The organism is Herbaspirillum sp. SJZ099 (genome assembly GCF_007828355.1).
GTDB lineage: Bacteria > Pseudomonadota > Gammaproteobacteria > Burkholderiales > Burkholderiaceae_D > Herbaspirillum.
Map to the genome: position 1 here is coordinate 110,500 of NZ_VIUO01000007.1, position 24,489 is coordinate 134,988.

The following is a 24,489-nucleotide window of genomic DNA, read 5'->3' on the forward strand; positions in this document are numbered from 1 at the left end:
CATGAGCGATAGCACACAAGACAGCGCACCGATTGGTGCGCAAAGCGTTTCAGGCGCCGGAAAAAAGCGCTGGTACGTGGTGCATGCGTATTCCGGCATGGAAAAGAGCGTCCAGCGTGCGCTGACCGAGCGCATCACCCGCGCCGGCATGCAAGAGCAGTTCGGCCAGATCCTGGTGCCGACCGAGGAAGTCGTCGACATGAAGAACGGTCACAAGTCGGTGACCGAGCGCCGCTTCTTCCCGGGTTATGTGCTGGTCGAAATGGAAATGACCGACGAAACCTGGCACCTGGTCAAGAACACTAGCAAGGTCACCGGTTTCATCGGCGGCAAGTCGAACCGTCCGACGCCGATTCCCCCGCATGAAGTCGACAAGATCATGCAGCAGATGCAAGAGGGCGTCGAAAAGCCGCGTCCGAAGGTGCTGTACGAAGTCGGCGAAATGGTGCGCATCAAGGAAGGCCCGTTCACCGATTTCAACGGCAACGTCGAAGAAGTGAACTACGAAAAATCGCGCGTGCGCGTATCGGTCACCATCTTCGGTCGCGCCACCCCGGTCGAGCTCGAATTCGGCCAGCTGGAAAAAGTCTGATCCCTTCCCGGAATCTCACTCTCCGCAAAACAGAACAAGCGCCCGCAGGAGCGCGTCGCACGGGTATCCCCGTTCGGCCAATCCGGCAAGCCGAGGAGCCACAGTAAAGAGCCGCAAGGCGAATGAACAGGCGCTAAAACTCAATCAACACAGGAGCCGTCATGGCAAAGAAGATTATCGGTTTTATCAAGCTGCAAGTGCCAGCTGGTAAAGCAAACCCCTCCCCCCCGATCGGTCCGGCGCTGGGTCAGCGCGGTCTGAACATCATGGAATTCTGCAAGGCGTTCAACGCGCAGACGCAAGGCGTCGAGCCGGGCCTGCCGATTCCGGTCGTGATCACCGCCTTCGCGGACAAGTCCTTCACTTTCGTGATGAAGACGCCGCCGGCGACCATCCTGATCAAGAAGGCTGCCGGTATCCAGAAGGGTTCGGCCAAGCCGCACACCGACAAGGTCGGCAAGATCACCCGCAAGCAAGCGGAAGAGATCGCAACCCAGAAGAAGCCGGATCTGACCGCTGCTGATCTGGAAGCTGCAGTGCGTACCATCGCTGGTTCCGCACGTTCGATGGGCATCACGGTGGAGGGTCTGTAATGGCTAAGGTATCCAAGCGCGTCAAGGCGATCAAGGACAAGATCGATCGCACCAAGGCTTATCCGTTCGATAACGCCGTTTCCCTGATCAAGGAATTCGCCACTGCGAAATTCAATGAATCGATCGACGTTTCCGTCCAGCTGGGCGTGGACGCCAAGAAGTCGGACCAAGTCGTTCGCGGTTCCGTCGTTCTGCCTGCCGGCACCGGCAAGACCGTGCGCGTGGCCGTGTTCGCCTCGGGCGACAAGGCTGAGGCCGCCAAGGCCGCCGGCGCTGACGTGGTCGGCATGGAAGATCTGGCAGAGCGCGTGAAGGCCGGCGACATGCCGTTCGACATCGTGATCGCTTCGCCCGACACCATGCGTATCGTCGGTACCCTGGGCCAGATCCTGGGCCCGCGCGGCCTGATGCCGAACCCGAAGGTCGGCACCGTGACCCCGGACGTCGCCACCGCCGTCAAGAACGCCAAGGCTGGTCAAGTGCAATACCGTACCGACAAGGCTGGCATCATCCACGCCACTATCGGCCGCAAGTCGTTCTCCGACGCCGATCTGAAGGCCAACCTGCTGGCCCTGATCGATGCGCTGAACAAGGCCAAGCCGGCCAGCAGCAAGGGTATCTACCTGCGCAAGATCGCTCTGTCGTCCACCATGGGCGCCGGCGTGCGCGTTGACCAGGCTTCCCTGGCTGCTTAAGAAGGAATCAAGTCCCCGTTTCCGTCAGGGAGCGGGGCGCATCTTTGGGCTGTAGCGGTTGAAGTCTGGCCGCTGCAGGCAATCAAAGACCGTTGGGCGGACGCCGGGCTGGATTGCCGGAAGAAGTTAAACAGAGCGCATGCGAATGCAATCGACCCAGCGCAGATGGTGAACCCGAACAAGTTTTGTAGTCTCAGGCCGCATTTTCTTCGCACTATGCTGCAATGAACTCCTAAACCTCGGACGCCGTGTTCGAACCGGTGTAAGGCAAGCAGGCATCTCCGCCTGTGTCATGGCCGAGCACTATTTTTGGAGGTTGATCTTGAGTCTCAATCTGAATGACAAGAAGGCCGTCGTCGCCGAAGTTTCCGCAAAGGTTGCAACTGCGCAAACTATCGTCGTGGCCGAATACCGTGGCATCCAGGTTGGTTCCTTGACGCAACTGCGCGCACAAGCGCGTGCCCAAGGCGTGTACCTGCGCGTGTTGAAAAACACGCTGGCTCGTCGCGCCGTTGAAGGCACTCAGTTTGCCGACCTCGCCCCACAACTGACCGGTCCGCTGATCTATTCGATCTCGGAAGATGCCGTTGCCGCTGCCAAAGTCGTCGCCGACTTTGCCAAGTCCAACGACAAGCTGGTTGTGAAGGCGGGTAACTACGCAGGCAAGCAGCTCGACAAGGCTGCCGTGACCGCGTTGGCAAACATCCCAAGCCGCGAAGTTCTGCTGGCCCAGTTGCTGGGCATGATGCAGGCTCCGGTGTCGGGCTTCGCGCGTGGCCTGGCTGCCCTGGCAGCCAAGAAGGAAGCCGAAGCCGCATGATGCGCGGCCGCCTGATGGCGGCTGTCTCTGCAGTTTCGACGTTCCGCGTCACTACCAATCTGATGTTATTACCGAAATAAATTTAGGAGTTTCAAATGGCAATTAGCAAAGAAGATATCCTGGAAGCCGTAGGCGCGCTGTCCGTGATGGAACTGAATGACCTGGTCAAGGCATTCGAAGAGAAGTTTGGTGTTTCCGCTGCGGCGATGGCCGTTGCCGGTCCTGCTGGCGGCGCTGCTGGCGGCGCTGCTGCTGCTGAAGAGCAAACCGAGTTCACCGTTGTTCTGGCCGAAGTCGGCGCGAACAAGGTTGGCGTCATCAAGGCAGTCCGCGAAATCACCGGTCTGGGCCTGAAGGAAGCCAAGGACCTGGTCGACGGCGCACCGAAGCCGCTGAAGGAAGGCATCGCCAAGGCCGACGCCGAAGCAGCCAAGAAGAAGCTGGAAGAAGCTGGCGCCAAGGCAGAACTGAAGTAATTTCTGCTTGCCAACCAAGGCGAGTTGTTACGCCGGAGTCAAAGTGCAGAATCCCTTGAAAAAGGGATTCGGCTTTGGCTCCTTTGTCGTTTCTTATTTTTGTTCGATTTTGATGCGCTGCAATCTTCCGTTGCCCGGAATATTAAGCGCGATTCGGGCAAAAACCAAGGGTTGACACTTGAAGATTTGAGATACCGGTTTCCAGTGCCTCCGGGCCGCACGGTGCGAATCGAGTCTTGAACTATCTATCCTTCCTGTCACTCACGGAGTGTCCATGCACTACTCATTTACTGAGAAGAAGCGCATTCGCAAGTCCTTCGCGAAGCGCGCAAACGTCCACAACGTTCCGTTTCTGCTTGCGACTCAAATCGAGTCGTACCAGACGTTCCTGCAGTCCGACGCTTTACCGTCGAGCCGTAAGAACGAAGGCCTGCAATCTGCCTTCACCTCGATTTTCCCCATCGTTTCGCACAATGGTTTTGCGCGTCTTGAATTCCTGTCGTATGTGCTGGGCGCTCCCCCGTTCGACGTCAAGGAATGCCAGCAGCGCGGCCTGACGTTCGCTTCGCCGTTGCGTGCCAAGGTGCGCCTGGTGATCCTGGACCGTGAATCGCCGACCAAGCCGGTCGTCAAGGAAATGAAGGAACAGGAAGTCTACATGGGCGAACTGCCCCTGATGACCACCACCGGTTCCTTCGTCATCAACGGCACCGAGCGCGTGATCGTGTCCCAGCTGCACCGTTCGCCGGGCGTGTTCTTCGAACACGACCGCGGCAAGACGCACTCGTCGGGCAAGCTGCTGTTCTCGGCGCGCATCATTCCTTACCGCGGCTCCTGGCTGGACTTCGAATTCGATCCGAAGGACATCCTGTTCTTCCGCGTCGACCGTCGCCGCAAGATGCCGGTCACGATCCTGCTCAAGGCCATCGGCATGACGTCCGAGCAGATCCTGGCGAACTTCTTCGTGTTCGACAACTTCAACCTGCACGCCGAAGGCGCCGACATGGAGTTCGTCTCCGAGCGCCTGCGCGGTGAAGTCGCGCGTTTCGACATCACCGACAAGTCGGGCAAGGTGATGGTGGCCAAGGACAAGCGCATCAATGCCAAGCATGTGCGCGACATCGAAGCCGCCGGCATCAAGCACATCTCGGTTCCCGAGGACTACCTGCTGGGCCGCGTGCTGGCCAAGAACATCGTCGACGGCGACACCGGCGAAGTCATCGCCAGCGCCAATGACGAACTGACCGAAGAACTGCTGGCCAAGCTGCGCGAAGCCAACATCTCGGCCATCCAGACGCTGTACACCAACGACCTCGACCAGGGCGGCTACATCTCGCAGACCCTGCGCACCGACGACACCGCCGACCAGACCGCTGCCCGTGTTGCGATCTATCGCATGATGCGTCCTGGCGAACCGCCGACCGAAGAATCGGTGGAAGCGCTGTTCAACGGCCTGTTCTACAGCGAAGACCGCTACGACCTGTCGGCCGTGGGCCGCATGAAGTTCAACCGTCGCGTCGGCCGCGACGAGCTGACCGGCACCATGACCCTGTCCAACGAGGACATCCTGGCGGTCATCAAGATCCTGGTCGAACTGCGTAACGGCCGCGGCGAAGTCGACGACATCGATCACCTGGGCAACCGCCGCGTGCGTTGCGTGGGCGAACTGGCGGAAAACCAGTTCCGCGCCGGCCTGGTGCGCGTCGAGCGCGCCGTCAAGGAACGCCTCGGCCAGGCCGAAGCGGACAACCTGATGCCGCACGACCTGATCAACTCCAAGCCGATTTCGGCCGCGATCCGCGAATTCTTCGGTTCGTCGCAGCTGTCGCAGTTCATGGACCAGACCAACCCGCTGTCGGAAATCACGCACAAGCGCCGCGTTTCCGCCCTGGGCCCTGGCGGCCTGACCCGCGAACGCGCCGGCTTCGAAGTGCGCGACGTGCACCCGACCCACTACGGCCGCGTGTGCCCGATCGAAACGCCGGAAGGCCCGAACATCGGCCTGATCAACTCGCTGGCGCTGTACGCCCGCCTGAACGAATACGGCTTCCTGGAAACCCCGTACCGCAAGGTCGAGAACAGCCAGGTGACCAACCAGATCGACTACCTGTCGGCCATCGAAGAAGGCCGTTATGTGATCGCCCAGGCCAACGCCACCATCACCGACGGCAAGCTGTCCGACGAACTGGTGTCGGCGCGTGAAGCCGGCGAAACCATCCTGGTCTCGCCGGAACGCGTGCAGTACATGGACGTGGCCCCGGGCCAGGTGGTGTCGGTGGCGGCCTCGCTGATCCCGTTCCTCGAGCACGACGATGCGAACCGCGCGCTGATGGGCGCCAACATGCAGCGCCAGGCCGTGCCTTGCCTGCGTCCGGAAAAGCCGCTGGTCGGCACCGGCATCGAGCGTACCGTGGCGGTTGACTCGGGCACGACCGTGCAGGCGCTGCGCGGCGGCGTGGTCGACTACGTCGACGCCGGCCGTGTGGTGATCCGCGTCAACGACGACGAGGCGCAAGCCGGCGAAGTCGGCGTGGACATCTACAACCTGATCAAGTACACCCGTTCCAACCAGAACACCAACATCAACCAGCGTCCGATCGTCAAGGTCGGCGACCGCGTCGCCAAGCACGACGTCATCGCCGACGGCGCATCGACCGACCTGGGCGAACTGGCGCTGGGCCAGAACATGCTGGTGGCGTTCATGCCGTGGAACGGCTACAACTTCGAAGACTCGATCCTGATCTCCGAGAAGGTCGTGGCCGATGACCGCTACACCTCGATCCACATCGAGGAACTGTCGGTAGTCGCGCGCGACACCAAGCTGGGCGCGGAAGAAATCACCCGCGACATCTCGAACCTGGCCGAGAACCAGCTGGCGCGCCTGGACGAGTCCGGCATCACCTACATCGGCGCTGAAGTCGAGGCGGGCGATACCCTGGTCGGCAAGGTCACCCCGAAGGGCGAGACCCAGCTGACGCCGGAAGAGAAGCTGCTGCGCGCGATCTTCGGCGAAAAGGCTTCGGACGTGAAGGACACCTCGCTGCGCGTGCCCTCGGGCATGGTCGGCACCGTCATCGACGTGCAGGTGTTCACCCGCGAAGGCATCCAGCGCGACAAGCGCGCCCAGCAGATCATCGACGATGAACTCAAGCGCTACCGCCTGGACCTGAACGACCAGCTGCGTATCGTGGAAGGCGACGCCTTCCAGCGTCTGGAGCGCCTGCTGATCGGCAAGGTCGCCAACGGCGGCCCGAAGAAGCTGGTCAAGGGCACCAAGCTGACCAAGGAATACCTGGACGACCTGGACAAGTACCACTGGTTCGACATCCGTCCGGCCGACGATGACCTGGCCAACGCGCTGGAAGCGATCAAGGAATCGATCGCCGAGAAGCGCCACCAGTTCGACCTGGCCTTCGAAGAGAAGCGCAAGAAGCTGACCCAGGGCGACGAACTGCCGCCAGGCGTGCAGAAGATGGTCAAGGTCTACCTGGCCGTGAAGCGTCGCCTGCAGCCCGGCGACAAGATGGCGGGCCGTCACGGCAACAAGGGTGTGGTGTCGCGCATCCTGCCGATCGAAGACATGCCGCACATGGCCGACGGTACTCCCGCCGACATCGTGCTCAACCCGCTGGGCGTGCCGTCGCGTATGAACGTCGGCCAGGTGCTGGAAGTGCACCTGGGCTGGGCAGCCAAGGGCCTGGGCCTGCGCCTGGGCGAGATGGTGCAGGCGCAAGCCAAGGTCGCGGAACTGCGCAAGTTCCTGACCACCATCTACAACGAGTCGGGCAAGAAGGAAGAGCTGGACAAGTTCAGCGACGATGAAATCCTGGAGCTGGTGTCCAACCTGAAGAAGGGCGTTCCGTTCGCCACGCCGGTGTTCGACGGCGCGCACGAGAAGGAAACCCGCCGCATGCTCGATCTGGCCTATCCGGACCCGATCGCCAAGCAGCTGGGCATGACGCCGTCGAAGAACCAGGTCACCATGTACGACGGCCGTACCGGCGAAGCTTTCGAGCGCACCGTCACCGTCGGCTACATGCACTACCTGAAGCTGCACCACCTGGTCGACGACAAGATGCACGCCCGTTCCACCGGCCCGTACTCGCTGGTGACCCAGCAGCCGCTGGGCGGCAAGGCGCAGTTCGGCGGCCAGCGTTTCGGCGAAATGGAAGTGTGGGCGCTGGAAGCCTACGGCGCGTCCTACGTGCTGCAGGAAATGCTGACCGTGAAGTCCGACGACGTGAACGGCCGTACCAAGGTCTACGAGAACCTGGTCAAGGGCGACCACGTGATCGACGCCGGCATGCCGGAATCCTTCAACGTGCTGGTGAAGGAAATCCGCTCGCTGGGTATCGACATCGACCTGGAACGCGAATGACCTGATGCGCAGGAGGGGCGCCGCGGCTGATGCCGTCGCGCCCCGCCGGTGCGTCGGCAGGCAGTCAAGAATTCAAGCAATACCAGTAATCCAAGAAGTCTCAGTTGTAGGCCGTGGACGCCTGTCCCGGTATCGGTGGAACCGCAGGGCGCAAGGCCCGCCGGCTCGCCCGCCGATGCGAACAGGGTTAAGCAGGACGAAACGGCCAATCGATGGACTAGCGTTTTTCACGCCAACCTGGAGTGATACATGAAAGCACTGCTCGATCTATTCAAGCAAGTTCAGCAAAACGAACAATTCGACGCCATCAAGATCGGCCTGGCGTCGCCCGAGAAAATCCGTTCGTGGTCCTACGGCGAAGTCAAGAAGCCGGAAACCATCAACTACCGTACCTTCAAGCCGGAGCGCGACGGCCTGTTCTGCGCCAAGATCTTTGGCCCGATCAAGGACTACGAATGCCTGTGCGGCAAGTACAAGCGCCTCAAGCACCGCGGCGTCATCTGCGAAAAGTGCGGCGTTGAAGTCACGCTGGCCAAGGTGCGCCGTGAGCGCATGGGCCACATCGAGCTGGCCTCGCCGACCGCCCACATCTGGTTCCTGAAGTCGCTGCCGTCCCGCCTGGGTATGGTGCTGGACATGACCCTGCGCGACATCGAACGCGTGCTGTACTTCGAAGCCTACGTCGTGACCGATCCCGGCATGACCCCGCTGAAGAAGTGCCAGATCATGTCCGAAGACGACTACGCCGCCAAGTACGAAGAGTACGGCGACGATTTCGTCGCGTTCATGGGCGCCGAAGGCATCCGCGAACTGTTGCGCTCGATCGATATCGACCGCGACGCGGAAACCCTGCGCCAGGAACTGAAGGAATCCAAGTCCGAAGCCAAGATCAAGAAGTACGCCAAGCGCCTGAAGGTGCTGGAGGCGTTCCAGCGCTCGGGCATCAAGCCCGACTGGATGATCATGGAAGTGCTGCCGGTGCTGCCGCCGGAACTGCGTCCGCTGGTGCCACTGGACGGCGGCCGCTTCGCGACCTCCGACCTGAACGACCTGTACCGCCGCGTCATCAACCGTAACAACCGCCTCAAGCGCCTGATGGAACTGCGCGCACCTGAAATCATTACGCGCAACGAAAAGCGCATGCTGCAGGAAGCGGTCGATTCGCTGCTGGACAACGGCCGTCGCGGCAAGGCGATGACCGGCGCCAACAAGCGTCCGCTGAAGTCGCTGGCTGAAATGATCAAGGGCAAGGGCGGCCGTTTCCGTCAAAACCTGCTGGGCAAGCGCGTCGACTACTCGGGCCGTTCGGTCATCGTGGTGGGTCCGCAACTGAAGCTGCACCAGTGCGGCCTGCCCAAGCTGATGGCGCTGGAACTGTTCAAGCCGTTCATCTTCAACAAGCTGGAACTGATGGGTCTGTCGACCACCATCAAGGCCGCCAAGAAGCTGGTGGAAGCGCAAGAGCCGGTGGTCTGGGACATCCTGGAAGAAGTCATCCGCGAACACCCGGTCATGCTCAACCGCGCGCCGACGCTGCACCGCCTGGGCATCCAGGCGTTCGAGCCGGTGCTGATCGAAGGCAAGGCGATCCAGCTGCACCCGCTGGTTTGCGCGGCGTTCAACGCCGACTTCGACGGCGACCAGATGGCCGTCCACGTGCCGCTGTCGATCGAAGCGCAGATGGAAGCCCGCACCCTGATGCTGGCCTCCAACAACATCCTGTTCCCGTCCAACGGCGAACCGTCGATCGTGCCGTCGCAGGATATCGTGCTGGGTCTGTATTACGCGACCCGCGAAGCCATCAACGGCAAGAACGAAGGCATGATGTTCCCGGACGTGTCGGAAGTCATCCGCGCGTACGACAACAAGGAAGTCGAGCTGGCCACCCGCATCACCGTGCGTATCGTCGAGCATCCGAAGGATCCGGCGACCGGCGAGTTCGTCAAGACCATCAAGCGCTACGAGACCACCGTCGGCCGCGCCATCCTGTCCGAGATCCTGCCCAAGGGCCTGCCGTTCTCGGTGCTCAACCGCGCGCTGAAGAAGAAGGAAATCTCGAAGCTGATCAACACGTCGTTCCGCAAGTGCGGCCTGCGCGCCACCGTGGTGTTCGCCGACCAGCTGATGCAGTCGGGCTTCCGCCTGGCGACCCGCGCCGGTATCTCGATCTGCGTGGACGACATGCTGGTGCCGCCGCAAAAGGCGACCCTGATCGCGGCTGCCGAAAGCGAAGTCAAGCAGATCGAGCAGCAGTACGCCTCCGGTCTGGTGACCGCCGGCGAGCGCTACAACAAGGTGGTGGACATCTGGGGCAAGGCCGGCGACGAAGTCGGCAAGGCCATGATGGACCAGCTGAAGGTGGAAGACGTCGTCACCCGCGAAGGCAAGAAGACCACGCAGGAATCGTTCAACGCGATTTACATGATGGCCGACTCCGGTGCCCGCGGTTCGGCGGCGCAGATTCGCCAGCTGGCCGGTATGCGTGGCCTGATGGCCAAGCCTGACGGCTCCATCATCGAAACGCCGATTACCGCGAACTTCCGCGAAGGCCTGAACGTGTTGCAGTACTTCATCTCGACGCACGGCGCCCGTAAGGGTCTGGCCGACACCGCGCTGAAGACCGCGAACTCGGGTTACCTGACCCGCCGTCTGGTGGACGTGACCCAGGATCTGGTGGTGATCGAAGACGATTGCGGCACCTCCAACGGCGCGTCGATGAAGGCGCTGGTCGAAGGCGGTGAAGTCATCGAAGCGCTGCGCGACCGTATCCTCGGCCGCGTCGCCGCTACTGACATCATCAATCCGGAAGACCAGGCGACCCTGTACGAAGCCGGCACCCTGATGGACGAAGACGCGGTCGAAGAGATCGAACGCCTGGGTATCGATGAAGTGAAGGTTCGTACTCCGCTGACTTGCGACACCCGCTATGGCCTGTGCGCCAAGTGCTACGGCCGCGACCTGGGCCGCGGCCTGCTGGTCAACGCCGGCGAAGCCGTGGGCGTGATCGCCGCGCAGTCGATCGGCGAACCGGGCACCCAGCTGACCATGCGTACCTTCCACATCGGCGGCGCGGCATCGCGTGCGGCGGTGGCATCGTCGGTGGAAGCCAAGTCCAACGGCACCGTGCGCTTCACCGCGGCGATGCGTTACGTGACCAACGGCAAGGGCGAGCTGATCGTCATTTCGCGTTCCGGCGAAGTGCTGATCACCGACGACCTGGGCCGTGAGCGCGAGCGCCACAAAGTGCCGTACGGCGCCACCCTGATCGTCAAGGACGGCCTGGTGATCAAGGCCGGCACCGCACTGGCGACCTGGGATCCGCTGACCCGTCCTATCATCACCGAGTACACCGGTACCGTGAAGTTCGAGAACGTGGAAGAAGGCTCCACCGTTGCCAAGCAGATCGACGAAGTCACCGGCTTGTCGACCCTGGTGGTGATCGACGCCAAGCGCCGCGGTTCGTCGGCTGCCAAGGTCATGCGCCCGCAGGTCAAGCTGTTGAACGAGCAAGGCGAAGAAGTCAAGATCGCCGGCACCGAGCACGCCGTGACCATCGGCTTCCAGGTCGGCGCGCTGATCACCGTCAAGGATGGCCAGCAGGTGCACGTCGGTGAAGTGCTGGCGCGTATCCCGACCGAGTCGCAGAAGACCCGTGACATTACCGGCGGTCTGCCGCGCGTGGCCGAACTGTTCGAAGCGCGTTCGCCGAAGGACGCCGGCATGCTGGCCGAAGTCACCGGCACGGTGGCGTTCGGCAAGGAAACCAAGGGCAAGCAGCGCCTGGAAATCACCGACATGGAAGGCACCAAGCACGAGTTCCTGATCACCAAGGACAAGCAAGTGCTGGTGCACGACGGCCAGGTGGTGAACAAGGGCGAAATGATCGTGGACGGCCCGGCCGATCCGCAGGACATCCTGCGTCTCCTGGGTATCGAAGCGCTGGCGCGTTACATCGTCGACGAAGTGCAGGACGTGTACCGCCTGCAAGGCGTGAAGATCAACGACAAGCACATCGAAGTGATCGTGCGCCAGATGCTGCGCCGCGTGCAAGTGGTGGAGCCGGGCGATACCAGCTACATCACCGGTGAGCAGGTCGAGCGTTCGGAACTGCTGGACGAGAACGACCGCGTGACCGCCGAAGGCAAGCTGCCGGCGACTTACGAGAACGTCCTGCTGGGTATTACCAAGGCATCGCTGTCGACCGACTCCTTCATCTCGGCGGCATCGTTCCAGGAAACCACCCGCGTGCTGACCGAAGCGGCCATCATGGGCAAGAAGGACGGCCTGCGCGGCCTGAAGGAAAACGTGATCGTCGGCCGCCTGATCCCGGCGGGCACCGGCCTGGCCTTCCACCGCGCTCGCAAGGAAAAGGATGTCTGGGAAGCCGAAGAGCGCGCAGCGTTGCTCGAAGCCGAACGCGCATCCCACGCGGATGTGTTCAACGAAGAAGCGCCGTCGGCCGAAGCCATTGGCGGCGGCAACGAAGGCGAAGCTTGAGTTGCCTGAGGCGGCCGGAAGCATCGGCCGCCTTAGCCTCCGAGTGAGCGTCATGCAAGACAGAAGCGGCACCGGAATAGCTTCCGGTGCCGTTTTTTTATCTGGGGCGGCAGACTGTCCAATGTTGCTTGATTGACATATGCCAAACGTCGTAATTTGGCGTCAGAAAGCCTGCCAACAGGGTAAAAGGCCCGACCGGGTTGACCAAATGGCCTTTCAGGCATATACTCGCGAGTTCTCGAATTTAGGCTCGCCCGGGCTTATGCGTTCTTTGGTCTGAAGTTTCGCTGTTGCGACGCTTATCTCCCTCCCGGTCTTAAATCGAAACGCGCGGTTTCTCTCGCGCAAGTTTCTTGTGTGGTTCCGGGCAACCGTTTCCGGAACCTGTTTTCAATGTCGTACTTTGTTGGATTAAAACGATGCCAACCATCAATCAACTGATTCGCAAACCACGCGTCTCCGCGATCGTGAAGAGCAAATCGCCGGCGCTGGAAAACAGCCCGCAGAAGCGCGGCGTTTGCACCCGCGTTTACACCACCACCCCGAAGAAGCCGAACTCCGCGCTGCGTAAGGTCGCCAAGGTGCGCCTGACCAACGGTTTCGAAGTCATTTCGTACATCGGCGGCGAAGGCCACAACCTGCAAGAACACAGCGTCGTGCTGATCCGCGGCGGCCGTGTGAAGGACTTGCCGGGTGTGCGTTACCACATGGTTCGCGGTGCACTGGATACCCAGGGCGTCAAGGATCGTAAGCAAGCCCGCTCGAAGTACGGCGCCAAGCGCGCCAAGGCAGCGAAGAAGTAATAATTGGTCTTTATCATGGCGCTAGTCGCCTGGTAAAAGTGTCGGTCCGGATGGGCCGAGTAAGTGGAGATCATGATGGTCTCCGCGAGTGCAGGCGATGTTGAAAGCGAAGTCTCAGGGTTCGCCCACTCAACTGAAGATTGAAAGGAATTGAAATGCCACGTCGTCGTGAAGTCCCCAAGCGGGAAATTCTGCCGGATCCGAAGTTCGGCAATGTTGATGTCGCCAAGTTCGTCAACGTCCTGATGCTGTCGGGCAAGAAGTCGGTTGCCGAAAACATCATCTATGGCGCGTTTGACCACATCCAGCAAAAGTCCGGCAAGGACCCGCTGGAAGTGTTCGCCGCCGCGCTGGCCAACTGCAAGCCGATGGTTGAAGTCAAGTCGCGCCGCGTTGGCGGCGCCAACTACCAGGTGCCTGTTGAAGTGCGTCCGGTGCGCCGTATGGCCCTGTCGATGCGTTGGCTGCGTGAAGCCGCCAACAAGCGCAGCGAGAAGTCCATGCCGCAACGCCTGGGCGGCGAATTGATGGAAGCGGCCGAAGGCCGCGGCGGCGCAATGAAGAAGCGGGATGAAGTTCACCGTATGGCTGAAGCGAACAAGGCGTTCTCGCACTTCCGCTTCTAACAAAGACAGGACGGGGCCCTCGTTGCATCGGCAGGGCCCTTGTCTATATCTGAATTGGTTCGAGCCGAGCGTTTATTTGAAAAAATTGACGCTCGGTTTCGTGCATTAAAGACTTAGGAATAAATCATGGCTCGCAAGACCCCCATTGAGCGCTACCGCAATATCGGTATTTCCGCGCACATCGATGCAGGTAAAACCACCACGACCGAGCGCGTGCTGTTTTACACAGGCGTGAACCACAAGATCGGTGAAGTGCACGATGGCGCCGCCACCATGGACTGGATGGAGCAGGAGCAAGAGCGCGGCATCACGATTACGTCGGCTGCCACCACCTGTTACTGGAAGGGCATGGCGAACAATTTCCCGGCCCACCACATCAACATCATCGATACCCCGGGCCACGTCGACTTCACCATTGAAGTCGAGCGCTCGATGCGCGTCCTGGACGGCGCCTGCATGGTCTACTGTGCAGTCGGCGGCGTGCAGCCGCAGTCGGAAACCGTGTGGCGCCAGGCCAACAAGTACAAGGTTCCCCGTCTGGCATTCGTCAACAAGATGGACCGTACCGGCGCCAACTTCTTCAAGGTGTACGAGCAGATGCGCGCTCGCCTGAAGGCCAACCCGATCCCGATGCAAGTGCCTATCGGCGCCGAAGAAAACTTCGAAGGCGTGATCGACCTGGTCAAGATGCGCGCGATCTACTGGGACGACGCCAGCCAGGGCATGAAGTTCGACTACCGCGACATTCCGGAAGGCCTGAAGGCTGAAGCCCAGAAGTGGCGTGAAAACCTGGTCGAGACCGCCGCCGAAGCGTCGGAAGACCTGATGAACAAGTACCTGGAAGAAGGCGACCTGACCGAAGCCGAAATCAAGGGCGCGATCCGCCAGCGCACCATCTCGGGCGAAATCGTCCCGATGATGTGCGGCACCGCATTCAAGAACAAGGGCGTGCAGGCCATGCTGGACGGCGTGATCGAATACCTGCCGTCGCCGGTCGACATCCCGCCGGTTCCGGGCCTCAACGAAGACGACGAGCCGGTCGTGCGCGAAGCCAAGGACGACGAGAAGTTCTCCGCCCTGGCGTTCAAGATCGCTACCGACCCGTTCGTCGGCCAGCTGTGCTTCATCCGCTGCTACTCGGGCACCCTGAACTCGGGCGACACCGTGTTGAACTCGGTGAAGTCGAAGAAGGAACGCATTGGCCGTATCGTCCAGATGCACGCCAACCAGCGCGAAGAAATCAAGGAAATGCTGGCAGGCGACATCGCCGCTGTCGTGGGTCTGAAGGACACCACCACCGGCGACACCCTGTGCGACGACAAGTCCGTGGTCGTGCTCGAGCGCATGGTCTTCCCTGAGCCGGTGATCTCGCAGGCCGTCGAGCCCAAGACCAAGGCCGACCAGGAAAAGATGGGCCTGGCCCTGAACCGCCTGGCCGCAGAAGATCCGTCGTTCCGCGTGCGTACCGACGAAGAATCGGGCCAGACCATCATCGCCGGTATGGGCGAGCTGCACCTGGACATCATCGTCGACCGCATGAAGCGCGAATTCAACGTTGAAGCCACCGTCGGCAAGCCGCAGGTTGCCTACCGCGAAACCATCCGCAAGACCTGCGAAGAGTCCGAAGGCAAGTTCGTCAAGCAGTCGGGCGGCCGCGGCCAATACGGCCACGTCGTGCTGAAGATCGAGCCGCAAGAAGCCGGCAAGGGCTTCGAGTTCGTCGACGCGATCAAGGGCGGCACCGTCCCCCGCGAATTCATCCCGGCGGTGGAAAAGGGTGTTCGCGAAACCCTGAACACCGGCGTGCTGGCCGGTTATCCGGTGGTTGACGTCAAGGTCACGCTGTTCTTCGGTTCGTACCACGATGTGGACTCGAACGAAAACGCGTTCCGCATGGCCGGTTCGATGGCGTTCAAGGAAGGTTGCCGTCGCGCCAGCCCGGTGATCCTGGAGCCGATGATGGCGGTCGAAGTGGAAACGCCGGAAGATTACGCCGGTACCGTGATGGGCGACCTGTCGTCCCGCCGCGGCATGGTGCAGGGCATGGATGAAATCGCCGGCGGTGGCGGCAAGATCATCAAGGCTGAAGTCCCGCTGTCGGAAATGTTCGGTTACTCGACGACGCTGCGTTCGGCCACGCAAGGCCGCGCAACCTACTCGATGGAATTCAAGCACTACTCCGAAGCGCCCAAGAACGTGATCGACGCGATCGTCACTTCGAAGGCCAAGTAAGGTCAAGTAAGTCGAGAAAGTATCGATCCGTCCCGTGTGGGGCGGATCACTGTTTAACGTTAAGCAAACATTCGTTCCTTGAAGGAAATCTAAAATGGCAAAAGGCAAGTTTGAGCGGACCAAGCCGCACGTGAACGTGGGCACGATTGGCCACGTTGACCACGGCAAGACCACGCTGACCGCAGCGATTGCGACCGTCCTGTCGAAGAAGTTCGGCGGCGAAGCGAAGGCATATGACCAGATCGACGCGGCGCCGGAAGAAAAGGCGCGCGGCATCACGATCAACACCGCGCACGTCGAATACGAAACTGCAAACCGCCACTACGCGCACGTTGACTGCCCCGGCCACGCCGACTACGTCAAGAACATGATTACCGGTGCAGCGCAGATGGACGGCGCGATCCTGGTGTGCTCGGCCGCAGACGGCCCGATGCCGCAGACGCGCGAACACATCCTGCTGTCGCGCCAGGTTGGCGTTCCTTACATCATCGTGTTCCTGAACAAGGCCGACATGGTGGACGACGCCGAGCTGCTGGAGCTGGTGGAAATGGAAGTGCGCGAACTGCTGTCGAAGTACGAGTTCCCGGGCGACGACCTGCCAATCGTGAAGGGTTCGGCCAAGCTGGCGCTGGAAGGCGACACGGGTCCGCTGGGCGAGCAGGCGATCATGGCGTTGGCCGAAGCGCTGGACAGCTACATTCCGACGCCGGAACGTGCCGTTGACGGTACCTTCCTGATGCCGGTGGAAGACGTGTTCTCGATCTCGGGCCGCGGCACCGTGGTGACCGGTCGTGTCGAGCGCGGCATCGTCAAGGTTGGCGAAGAAATCGAAATCGTCGGTATCCGCGACACCCAGAAGACCACCTGCACCGGCGTGGAAATGTTCCGCAAGCTGCTGGACCAGGGTCAAGCTGGCGACAACGTTGGCGTGCTGCTGCGCGGCACCAAGCGTGAAGACGTGGAGCGTGGCCAGGTGTTGGCCAAGCCGGGTTCGATCAAGCCGCACAAGCACTTCACCGGCGAGATCTATGTCCTGTCGAAGGACGAAGGCGGCCGTCACACCCCGTTCTTCAACAACTACCGTCCGCAGTTCTACTTCCGTACCACGGACGTGACCGGCGCGATCGAACTGCCGAAGGACAAGGAAATGGTCATGCCGGGCGACAACGTGTCGATCACCGTGCAACTGATCAACCCGATCGCGATGGAAGAAGGCCTGCGTTTCGCTATCCGTGAAGGCGGTCGTACCGTCGGCGCCGGCGTCGTCGCCAAGATCTTCGACTGATTGTCGGATCGCAATACCTGTAGCAATTTTCACCATCGCCGGGGATGATCCCATCCCCGGTTCGTTCTTTAAAGGAAAATCATGTCGGTTCCTAGCCAAAAAATCCGTATCCGTCTCAAAGCATTCGACTATCGTCTGATCGACCAGTCCGCACTGGAAATCGTCGACACCGCCAAGCGTACCGGCGCCGTCGTCAAGGGCCCGGTTCCTCTGCCGACCCGCATCCAGCGTTTTGACGTCCTGCGTTCCCCGCACGTCAACAAGACTTCGCGCGACCAGTTCGAAATCCGTACCCATCAGCGCCTGATGGATATCGTCGATCCGACCGACAAGACGGTTGACGCATTGATGAAGCTGGACCTGCCCGCTGGCGTTGATGTAGAAATCAAGCTGCAATAAAAGCAGGCAATGTGTTGGAAAAGCGCACAACCTATGGTTGTGCGCTTTTTTATTCCGGGCTATAATGCTCGGCTTCGATGTGGGTTTTGCGTCTGCGGAGCCCGCAATTATTGGTAGTACGAACATCAGCCCCGCCCAATCGCAGGCGGGAATGGAGAAAACAATGAGCCTGGGCCTTGTTGGTCGCAAGGTTGGTATGATGCGCATCTTCACGGAAGATGGGGATTCGATCCCTGTGACCGTGCTGGACGTGTCCAACAACCGCGTGACACAAATCAAAACGCCTGAAGTGGATGGTTATTCCGCTGTTCAGGTGACCTTCGGTCAGCGTCGCGCTTCCCGCGTGACCAAAGCCGCTGCCGGCCACTACGCCAAAGCTGGCGTTGAAGCTGGTACCGTTCTCAAAGAATTCCGTGTTGACGCCGCCAAGGTTGCCGAATTGAAGGCAGGCGAGGTCGTGGGCATCGGCATGTTCGAAGTCGGTCAGAAAGTGGACGTCCAGGGCGTCTCGATCGGTAAGGGCTACGCCGGTACCATCAAGCGTTACAACTTCTCGTCGGGTCGCGCGACCCACGGTAACTCCCGTTCGCACAACGTTCCTGGCTCCATCGGTATGGCGCAGGATCCGGGCCGCGTGTTCCCGGGCAAGCGCATGACCGGCCATCTGGGCGATGTTACCACCACGGTGCAGAACCTGGAAATCGCCCGTGTCGACGCCGAACGTCAGCTGCTGCTGGTCAAGGGCGCCGTTCCCGGCGCCAAGAACGGTCAAGTGATCGTTTCGCCCGCAGTCAAAGTCAAAGCGAAGAAGGGGGCCTGATCAATGGAACTGAAGCTCCTGAATGACCAAGGTCAAGCTGCTTCGAACGTCGCCGCACCGGATACCATTTTCGGCCGCGACTACAACGAAGCCCTGATCCACCAGGTCGTGGTTGCCTACCAAGCGAATGCTCGCAGCGGCAACCGCAAGCAAAAGGATCGTGAAGAAGTCAGTCACACCACCAAGAAGCCCTGGCGCCAAAAGGGTACCGGCCGCGCACGCGCCGGTATGTCCTCGTCGCCGTTGTGGCGCGGTGGTGGTCGCATCTTCCCGAACTCGCCCGACGAAAACTTCACGCACAAGGTCAACAAGAAGATGTATCGCGCAGGCGTCTGCTCGATCCTGTCTCAGTTGGCACGCGAAGGCCGCCTGTCGGTCGTTGAGAATTTCGCCGTCGAAGCGCCGAAGACAAAGCTGTTGTCCCAGAAGCTGAAGGGCATGGGCCTGGATTCGGTGCTCGTGATCACCGACAGCCTGGACGAGAACCTGCTGCTGGCATCCCGCAATCTGCCGGGCGTGCTGGTGGTTGAGCCGCGTCAGGCTGATCCCGTGTCGCTGGTGTACTTCAAGAATATCTTGATCACCAAGTCGGCTCTGGCAAAGATTGAGGAGTTGCTGGCATGAACGCAATCGTGAAACATAGCGAAGAGCGCCTGATGAAGGTGCTGCTGGCGCCGGTCATCTCTGAAAAGGCAACCTTCGTGGCCGAGAAGAACGAGCAAGTCGTTTTCCTGGTCGCCAAGGATGCAACCAAGCTGGAAGTCAAGGCCGCTGTCGAACTGCTGTTCAAGGTGGAAGTCGAGTCCGTGCAAGTGGCAAACCGCCAGGGCAAGCAAAAGCGCTCCGGCAAGACCATGGGCCGTCGCAACCACACCCGTCGCGCCTTCGTCAGCCTGAAGCCGGGTCAAGAGATCAACTTCACCGAGGAGGCTAAATAATGGCACTCGTAAAAGTTAAGCCGACCTCGCCCGGCCGGCGCGGTATGGTCAAGGTCGTTAATCCCGACCTGTACAAGGGCCGTCCGCTGGCATCGCTGGTCGAAAAGAAGTCCAAGACCGCTGGCCGCAACAACAACGGTCACATCACCACCCGCCACATCGGCGGTGGCCACAAGCAGCATTACCGCGTTGTCGACTTCCGTCGCAACAAGGACGGTATTCCTGCCAAGGTCGAGCGTATCGAATACGACCCGAACCGTACCGCGCACATCGCATTGCTGTGCTACGCGGACGGCGAGCGCAAGTACATCATCGCTCCCAAGGGCCTGACCGTGGGTGATTCGCTGATCAGCGGCTCGGAAGCGCCGATCAAGTCGGGCAACACCCTGCCGATCCGCAACATTCCGGTCGGCACCACCATCCACTGCGTGGAAATGCTGCCGGGCAAGGGCGCACAGATCGCCCGTACCGCCGGCGCTGCCGTGGTACTGATGGCGCGTGAAGGCACCTACGCCCAGGTTCGCCTGCGTTCCGGTGAAGTGCGTCGCGTTCACATCGAATGTCGCGCCACCATCGGCGAAGTCGGCAACGGCGAGCACAACCTGCGCAAGATCGGCAAGGCCGGTGCGACGCGTTGGCGCGGTATCCGCCCGACCGTTCGCGGTGTGGTCATGAACCCGGTCGACCACCCGCACGGTGGTGGTGAAGGTAAGACTGCGGCTGGCCGTCACCCGGTTTCGCCGTGGGGTCAGCAGACCAAGGGCAAGAAGACTCGTAGCAACAAGCGTACGACTTCGATGATTGTCTCGCGTCGCGGCAAGAAATAAGGGATAAAACATGACACGTTCATTGAAAAAAGGTCCGTTCTGCGACGCGCATCTGGTGAAGAAGGTGGAAACCGCCCAGGCGACAAAGGACAAGAAGCCGATCAAGACCTGGTCGCGTCGTTCGACGATCATGCCGGACTTCATCGGCCTGACGATCGCGGTGCATAACGGCAAGCAGCACGTGCCGGTCTATGTGTCGGAAAACATGGTTGGTCACAAGCTCGGCGAATTCGCGCTGACCCGTACGTTCAAGGGTCACGCTGCCGATAAGAAGGCTAAGAAATAAGGTCCTATGATGGAAACTAAAGCTACTCTGCGCGGTGTGCACCTGTCGGCCCAGAAGGGCCGCCTGGTTGCAGACCTGATCCGCGGTAAACAAGTTGATCAGGCACTGAATATCTTGGCTTTCAGCCCCAAAAAGGGCGCGGCGATCATCAAGAAGGTTCTGGAGTCCGCAATTGCGAACGCCGAACACAATGATGGCGCTGACATTGACGAGCTGAAGGTCAAGACCATTTATGTGGAAAAGGGTGCGGTCCTCAAGCGCTTCACAGCGCGTGCGAAGGGCCGTGGTGATCGTATTTCCAAGCAATCGTGTCACATCTACGTGACCGTCGGAAACTAAGGAGTCACGATGGGACAGAAGATTCATCCAACCGGTTTCCGTCTGGCGGTTACACGTAACTGGGGCTCGCGTTGGTATGCAGGCAATAACAACTTTGCCGACATGCTCAACGAGGACCTGAAGGTCCGTGCTTACCTGAAGAAGAAACTGAAGAACGCTTCGGTTGGCCGCGTCGTGATCGAGCGTCCGGCGAAGAACGCCCGCATCACCATTTACAGCTCCCGTCCGGGCGTTGTGATCGGCAAGAAGGGCGAGGACATCGAAGTGCTGAAGACCGCACTGGCCAAGCTGATGGGCGTGCCCGTGCACGTCAACATCGAGGAAATCCGCAAGCCGGAAGCCGATGCCCAACTGATCGCCGATTCGATCTGCCAGCAGCTGGAAAAGCGCATCATGTTCCGTCGCGCCATGAAGCGTGCGATGCAGAACGCCATGCGCCTGGGTGCACAAGGCATCAAGATCATGTCGTCGGGTCGCCTGAACGGCATCGAAATCGCCCGTACCGAATGGTACCGCGAAGGCCGTGTGCCCCTGCACACCCTGCGTGCCGATATCGACTACGGTTTTGGCGAAGCTGAAACCACCTACGGCATCATCGGCGTCAAGGTGTGGGTCTACAAGGGCGATCGCCTGGCAAACGGCGAAGCTCCGGTGCTGGTCGGCGAACTGGACGACGACAAGAAGCGTCGTGGTCCGCGTCGTGACGACGGCAAGCCGGGTGCTCGTCCCCGCTCGAAGACTGGCGCTCCTGGCGCCGGCGCGAAGCGCGGTGGACGTCCTCAAGCTGCCGATGCCGGTGTGTCGGCTGAGAAAGCAGGAGAATAATCATGCTGCAACCAGCACGTAGAAAATATCGTAAAGAACAAAAGGGTCGTAATACCGGCATTTCGCACACCCGCGGAACCGCCGTGTCGTTCGGCGACTTTGGTCTGAAGGCAGTCGGCCGTGGCCGTCTTACCGCCCGTCAGATCGAAGCCGCACGTCGCGCGATGACCCGTCACATCAAGCGCGGTGGCCGTATCTGGATCCGCGTGTTCCCGGACAAGCCGATCTCCCAGAAGCCTGCTGAAGTGCGTATGGGTAACGGCAAGGGCAACCCGGAGTACTACGTGGCTGAAATCCAGCCAGGCAAGGTACTGTACGAGATGGACGGTGTTGACGAAACTCTGGCGCGCGAGGCGTTCCGTTTGGCTGCTGCCAAATTGCCGCTGTCGACGACTTTCGTTGTTCGTCAAGTCGGTCAATAATTAGGAGCGGAACATGAAAGCATCTGAACTCCGCGGTAAGGACAAGGCATCGTTGGAAAAGGAACTGGGCGAGTTGTTGAAGGCCCAGTTCAGCCTGCGCATGCAAATTGCAACCCAGCAACTGAACAATACCGCACAGCTGAAGAAAGTACGTCGCGACATCGCGCGTGTGAAAACTGTGATCAACTCGAAGGATGGTCAACAATGAACGATCAAGTGAAACAAGCGCTCAAGCGCACGCTGATTGGCAAAGTTGTGTCCGACAAGATGGACAAGACTGTTACCGTCCTGATCGAGCGTCACGTCAAGCACCCGCTGTACGGCAAGATCATCGTGCGCACCAAGAAGTACCATGCGCATGACGAGTCGAACACGGCCAAGGCCGGCGACACTGTCGAGATCCAGGAGGGCCGTCCGGTCTCCAAGACCAAAGCCTGGACCGTGACACGTGTTGTACAAGAAGCACAAATCGTATAAGTAGTTAAGTAGTCCTTGCGCGCTCGATATTATGCTGCCATAATATCGAGCTCTCTTCTTGCTGCGCCCTGCCTGCAGGAAGAGTCAAAAAAGTAGCTAAATTCGTCCCCTAACTAGCGAGTTCGCTTGCTAACAGGGCCAAGACTGACCGCTTCTGCATTGTGCGCGGCGGATTAAGTTGGGAAAGAAAATATCATGATTCAAACTGAAAGCCGGCTCGAAGTGGCCGACAACACTGGTGCGCGCGAAGTCCTGTGCATCAAGGTCTTGGGTGGTTCCAAGCGCCGCTATGCGGGCATTGGCGACGTGATCAAGGTTACTGTTAAGAGCGCAGCTCCGCGTGGTCGCGTCAAAAAAGGTGAAATTTATAACGCTGTCGTCGTGCGCACCGCAAAGGGTGTCCGTCGTCAGGATGGTTCTCTGGTCAAGTTCGATGGTAATGCAGCTGTCCTGCTGAACGCTAAGCTCGAGCCGATCGGCACCCGTATCTTTGGGCCGGTGACTCGTGAGCTGCGTACGGAGCGCTTCATGAAGATCGTCTCCCTGGCGCCTGAAGTTCTGTAAGGAGTGGTCATGACAAAGATTCGTAAAAACGATGAAGTCATCGTGTTGACCGGCAAAGACAAGGGCAAGCGCGGTGTCGTGGCTGCTCGCGTCAGCGCCGATTATGTCATTGTGGAAGGCGTCAACGTCGCTAAGAAGGCAACCCGCCCGAACCCGATGACTGGTGCAACTGGCGGCATCGTCGATAAGCTGATGCCAATTCATGTGTCCAACGTTGCGTTGTTCAACGCAGCTAGCGGCAAGGCAGATCGTGTGGCTTACAAGGAAGTGGACGGCAAGAAAGTCCGCGCCTACAAGTCGAGCGGCGAAGTCGTTAAGGTTTAATCATCATGGCACGTCTTCAACAGTTCTATAAAGATAAAGTCGTTGCTGACCTGACTGCGAAGTATTCGTATAAGTCGGCAATGGAAGTTCCGCGCATCCTGAAGATCACCCTGAACATGGGTCTGTCGGAAGCGGTAGCGGACAAGAAAATCATCGAGCACGCAGTGGGCGATCTGACCAAGATCGCCGGCCAGAAGCCGGTGGTGACCAAGGCGCGTAAGGCGATCGCGGGTTTCAAGATCCGTGAAGGTTACCCCATCGGTTGCATGGTGACCCTGCGTGGCGCGCGCATGTACGAATTCCTGGATCGTCTGATCACCGTGGCCCTGCCGCGCGTGCGTGACTTCCGTGGCGTGTCGGGTCGTGCGTTCGACGGTCGTGGCAACTACAACATCGGCGTGAAAGAGCAGATCATTTTCCCCGAAATCGAGTACGACAAGATCGATGCGCTGCGTGGCATGAATATCAGCATTACCACGACTGCGAAGACCGACGACGAAGCGAAAGCGCTCCTCGCCGCATTTAAATTCCCGTTCAGAAACTGAGGATGCCATGGCAAAACTGGCACTGATTAACCGTGAACAAAAGCGCGCTGCACTGGTGAAGAAGTACGCCGCCAAGCGCGCCGAGTTGAAGGCTGTTATCGACGACCAATCGAAGTCGGAAGAAGAGCGTTACGAAGCTCGCCTGAAGCTGCAGGCGCTGCCGCGCAATTCGGCTCCGACCCGTCAGCGCAATCGTTGCGCACTGACAGGCCGTCCCCGTGGTACTTTCCGCAAGTTCGGATTGGGCCGTATCAAGGTCCGTGAAATCGCCATGCGCGGCGAAATCCCGGGTTTGACCAAAGCTAGCTGGTAATAGGAGAAGAAGCAATGAGTATGAGCGATCCTATCGCCGATATGCTGACCCGTATCCGCAATGCGCAAGGCGTGAACAAGACTACCGTCGTCATGCCGTCTTCCAAAGTGAAGGTAGCCATTGCCAACGTCCTCAAGGACGAGGGTTATATCGAAGATTTCGCCGTTGTTGCCGCTGAAGGCAAGGCTGAATTGAAAATCGGTTTGAAGTATTACGCCGGCCGTCCGGTTATCGAGCGCCTGGAGCGCGTGTCCCGTCCGGGTCTGCGCATCTACAAGGGCAAGGACGATATCCCGAACGTCATGAATGGCCTGGGCGTGGCGATTGTGTCCACCCCGCGCGGCGTGATGACTGACCGCAAAGCACGCGCAACCGGTGTCGGTGGCGAAGTGATTTGCTACGTGGCCTAAGGA

At 60.0% G+C, this 24,489-nt stretch carries 27 protein-coding genes; all 27 read left to right on the forward strand.

Annotated features, from left to right (window positions below; translation table 11 throughout):
• The first annotated feature begins 1 nt into the window (after position 1).
• The 27 genes from nusG (at position 2) to rpsH (ending at position 24,486) form a co-directional block, all read left to right on the forward strand.
• Positions 2-592 (forward strand): transcription termination/antitermination protein NusG, encoded by a 591-nt coding sequence (nusG, locus tag FB597_RS15585; protein WP_141917758.1) that lies wholly within the window; start codon positions 2-4, stop codon positions 590-592.
• 161 nt (positions 593-753) lie between these two features.
• Positions 754-1,185 (forward strand): 50S ribosomal protein L11, encoded by a 432-nt coding sequence (gene rplK, locus FB597_RS15590; protein ID WP_007875265.1) that lies wholly within the window; start codon positions 754-756, stop codon positions 1,183-1,185.
• A complete protein-coding gene (gene rplA / locus FB597_RS15595; RefSeq protein WP_141917760.1) occupies positions 1,185-1,880 on the forward strand; it encodes a 50S ribosomal protein L1 in 696 nt (231 codons plus the stop codon). The genes rplK and rplA overlap by 1 nt, the downstream gene beginning before the upstream one ends.
• 322 nt (positions 1,881-2,202) lie before the next feature.
• Positions 2,203-2,700 (forward strand): 50S ribosomal protein L10, encoded by a 498-nt coding sequence (gene rplJ, locus FB597_RS15600; protein WP_141917763.1) that lies wholly within the window; start codon positions 2,203-2,205, stop codon positions 2,698-2,700.
• A 95-nt stretch (positions 2,701-2,795) separates the two neighbouring features.
• Positions 2,796-3,176, forward strand: coding sequence for a 50S ribosomal protein L7/L12 (gene rplL, locus FB597_RS15605; protein ID WP_141917766.1), 381 nt, complete (start codon positions 2,796-2,798; stop codon positions 3,174-3,176).
• Positions 3,177-3,450: 274 nt separating this feature from the next.
• A complete protein-coding gene (rpoB, locus tag FB597_RS15610) occupies positions 3,451-7,554 on the forward strand; it encodes a DNA-directed RNA polymerase subunit beta (protein ID WP_141917769.1) in 4,104 nt (1,367 codons plus the stop codon).
• Between the two features lie 249 nt (positions 7,555-7,803).
• Positions 7,804-12,051, forward strand: a complete 4,248-nt coding sequence (gene rpoC, locus FB597_RS15615) for a DNA-directed RNA polymerase subunit beta' (protein ID WP_144770025.1) — start codon at positions 7,804-7,806, stop codon at positions 12,049-12,051.
• Positions 12,052-12,470: 419 nt separating this feature from the next.
• Complete coding sequence (rpsL, locus tag FB597_RS15620; protein WP_008113040.1) at positions 12,471-12,854, forward strand: 30S ribosomal protein S12; 384 nt, start codon at positions 12,471-12,473, stop codon at positions 12,852-12,854.
• A 155-nt stretch (positions 12,855-13,009) separates the two neighbouring features.
• Entirely contained in the window at positions 13,010-13,480 is a 471-nt protein-coding gene (gene rpsG, locus FB597_RS15625) for a 30S ribosomal protein S7 (RefSeq protein ID WP_079217283.1), read from the forward strand.
• Positions 13,481-13,606: 126 nt separating this feature from the next.
• Positions 13,607-15,712, forward strand: a complete 2,106-nt coding sequence (gene fusA, locus FB597_RS15630) for an elongation factor G (protein WP_141917775.1) — start codon at positions 13,607-13,609, stop codon at positions 15,710-15,712.
• 94 nt (positions 15,713-15,806) lie between these two features.
• Positions 15,807-16,997, forward strand: a complete 1,191-nt coding sequence (gene tuf / locus FB597_RS15635; protein ID WP_141917755.1) for an elongation factor Tu — start codon at positions 15,807-15,809, stop codon at positions 16,995-16,997.
• An 81-nt stretch (positions 16,998-17,078) separates the two neighbouring features.
• Complete coding sequence (rpsJ, locus tag FB597_RS15640; RefSeq protein WP_006464935.1) at positions 17,079-17,396, forward strand: 30S ribosomal protein S10; 318 nt, start codon at positions 17,079-17,081, stop codon at positions 17,394-17,396.
• 151 nt (positions 17,397-17,547) lie between these two features.
• Positions 17,548-18,216, forward strand: coding sequence for a 50S ribosomal protein L3 (gene rplC, locus FB597_RS15645; protein WP_186442796.1), 669 nt, complete (start codon positions 17,548-17,550; stop codon positions 18,214-18,216).
• Between the two features lie 3 nt (positions 18,217-18,219).
• On the forward strand, positions 18,220-18,840 hold the full coding sequence (rplD, locus tag FB597_RS15650; protein WP_050469959.1) for a 50S ribosomal protein L4: 621 nt from the start codon (positions 18,220-18,222) through the stop codon (positions 18,838-18,840).
• Complete coding sequence (gene rplW / locus FB597_RS15655) at positions 18,837-19,154, forward strand: 50S ribosomal protein L23 (RefSeq protein ID WP_050469957.1); 318 nt, start codon at positions 18,837-18,839, stop codon at positions 19,152-19,154. Before rplD ends, rplW begins: the two co-directional genes overlap by 4 nt.
• A complete protein-coding gene (rplB, locus tag FB597_RS15660) occupies positions 19,154-19,981 on the forward strand; it encodes a 50S ribosomal protein L2 (RefSeq protein WP_141917780.1) in 828 nt (275 codons plus the stop codon). Before rplW ends, rplB begins: the two co-directional genes overlap by 1 nt.
• A 10-nt stretch (positions 19,982-19,991) precedes the next feature.
• Positions 19,992-20,267 (forward strand): 30S ribosomal protein S19, encoded by a 276-nt coding sequence (gene rpsS / locus FB597_RS15665; RefSeq protein WP_050461705.1) that lies wholly within the window; start codon positions 19,992-19,994, stop codon positions 20,265-20,267.
• A gap of 6 nt (positions 20,268-20,273) precedes the next feature.
• Positions 20,274-20,606: a 50S ribosomal protein L22 gene (gene rplV / locus FB597_RS15670; RefSeq protein WP_174525383.1), complete on the forward strand. Its 333-nt coding sequence runs from the start codon at positions 20,274-20,276 to the stop codon at positions 20,604-20,606.
• A 9-nt stretch (positions 20,607-20,615) separates the two neighbouring features.
• On the forward strand, positions 20,616-21,431 hold the full coding sequence (gene rpsC / locus FB597_RS15675; RefSeq protein WP_141917783.1) for a 30S ribosomal protein S3: 816 nt from the start codon (positions 20,616-20,618) through the stop codon (positions 21,429-21,431).
• Positions 21,432-21,433: 2 nt separating this feature from the next.
• The gene (gene rplP, locus FB597_RS15680; protein WP_050469952.1) at positions 21,434-21,853 is read left to right on the forward strand and encodes a 50S ribosomal protein L16; all 420 of its coding nucleotides are present in this window, start codon (positions 21,434-21,436) and stop codon (positions 21,851-21,853) included.
• A gap of 13 nt (positions 21,854-21,866) precedes the next feature.
• Positions 21,867-22,061, forward strand: a complete 195-nt coding sequence (rpmC, locus tag FB597_RS15685) for a 50S ribosomal protein L29 (RefSeq protein WP_141917787.1) — start codon at positions 21,867-21,869, stop codon at positions 22,059-22,061.
• Positions 22,058-22,330, forward strand: coding sequence for a 30S ribosomal protein S17 (gene rpsQ, locus FB597_RS15690; RefSeq protein ID WP_141917789.1), 273 nt, complete (start codon positions 22,058-22,060; stop codon positions 22,328-22,330). Before rpmC ends, rpsQ begins: the two co-directional genes overlap by 4 nt.
• Positions 22,331-22,525: 195 nt before the next feature.
• The gene (gene rplN, locus FB597_RS15695) at positions 22,526-22,894 is read left to right on the forward strand and encodes a 50S ribosomal protein L14 (RefSeq protein ID WP_006464924.1); all 369 of its coding nucleotides are present in this window, start codon (positions 22,526-22,528) and stop codon (positions 22,892-22,894) included.
• A 9-nt stretch (positions 22,895-22,903) separates the two neighbouring features.
• Positions 22,904-23,218 carry a 50S ribosomal protein L24 gene (rplX, locus tag FB597_RS15700; protein ID WP_050469945.1) on the forward strand — a complete coding sequence of 105 codons (315 nt, stop codon included), beginning with the start codon at positions 22,904-22,906 and terminating at the stop codon, positions 23,216-23,218.
• A gap of 5 nt (positions 23,219-23,223) precedes the next feature.
• Positions 23,224-23,763 carry a 50S ribosomal protein L5 gene (gene rplE / locus FB597_RS15705; protein ID WP_141917792.1) on the forward strand — a complete coding sequence of 180 codons (540 nt, stop codon included), beginning with the start codon at positions 23,224-23,226 and terminating at the stop codon, positions 23,761-23,763.
• A 7-nt stretch (positions 23,764-23,770) separates the two neighbouring features.
• On the forward strand, positions 23,771-24,076 hold the full coding sequence (gene rpsN, locus FB597_RS15710; protein ID WP_050469942.1) for a 30S ribosomal protein S14: 306 nt from the start codon (positions 23,771-23,773) through the stop codon (positions 24,074-24,076).
• Between the two features lie 14 nt (positions 24,077-24,090).
• Positions 24,091-24,486 carry a 30S ribosomal protein S8 gene (rpsH, locus tag FB597_RS15715; RefSeq protein ID WP_079217272.1) on the forward strand — a complete coding sequence of 132 codons (396 nt, stop codon included), beginning with the start codon at positions 24,091-24,093 and terminating at the stop codon, positions 24,484-24,486.
• Positions 24,487-24,489 lie beyond the last annotated feature (3 nt).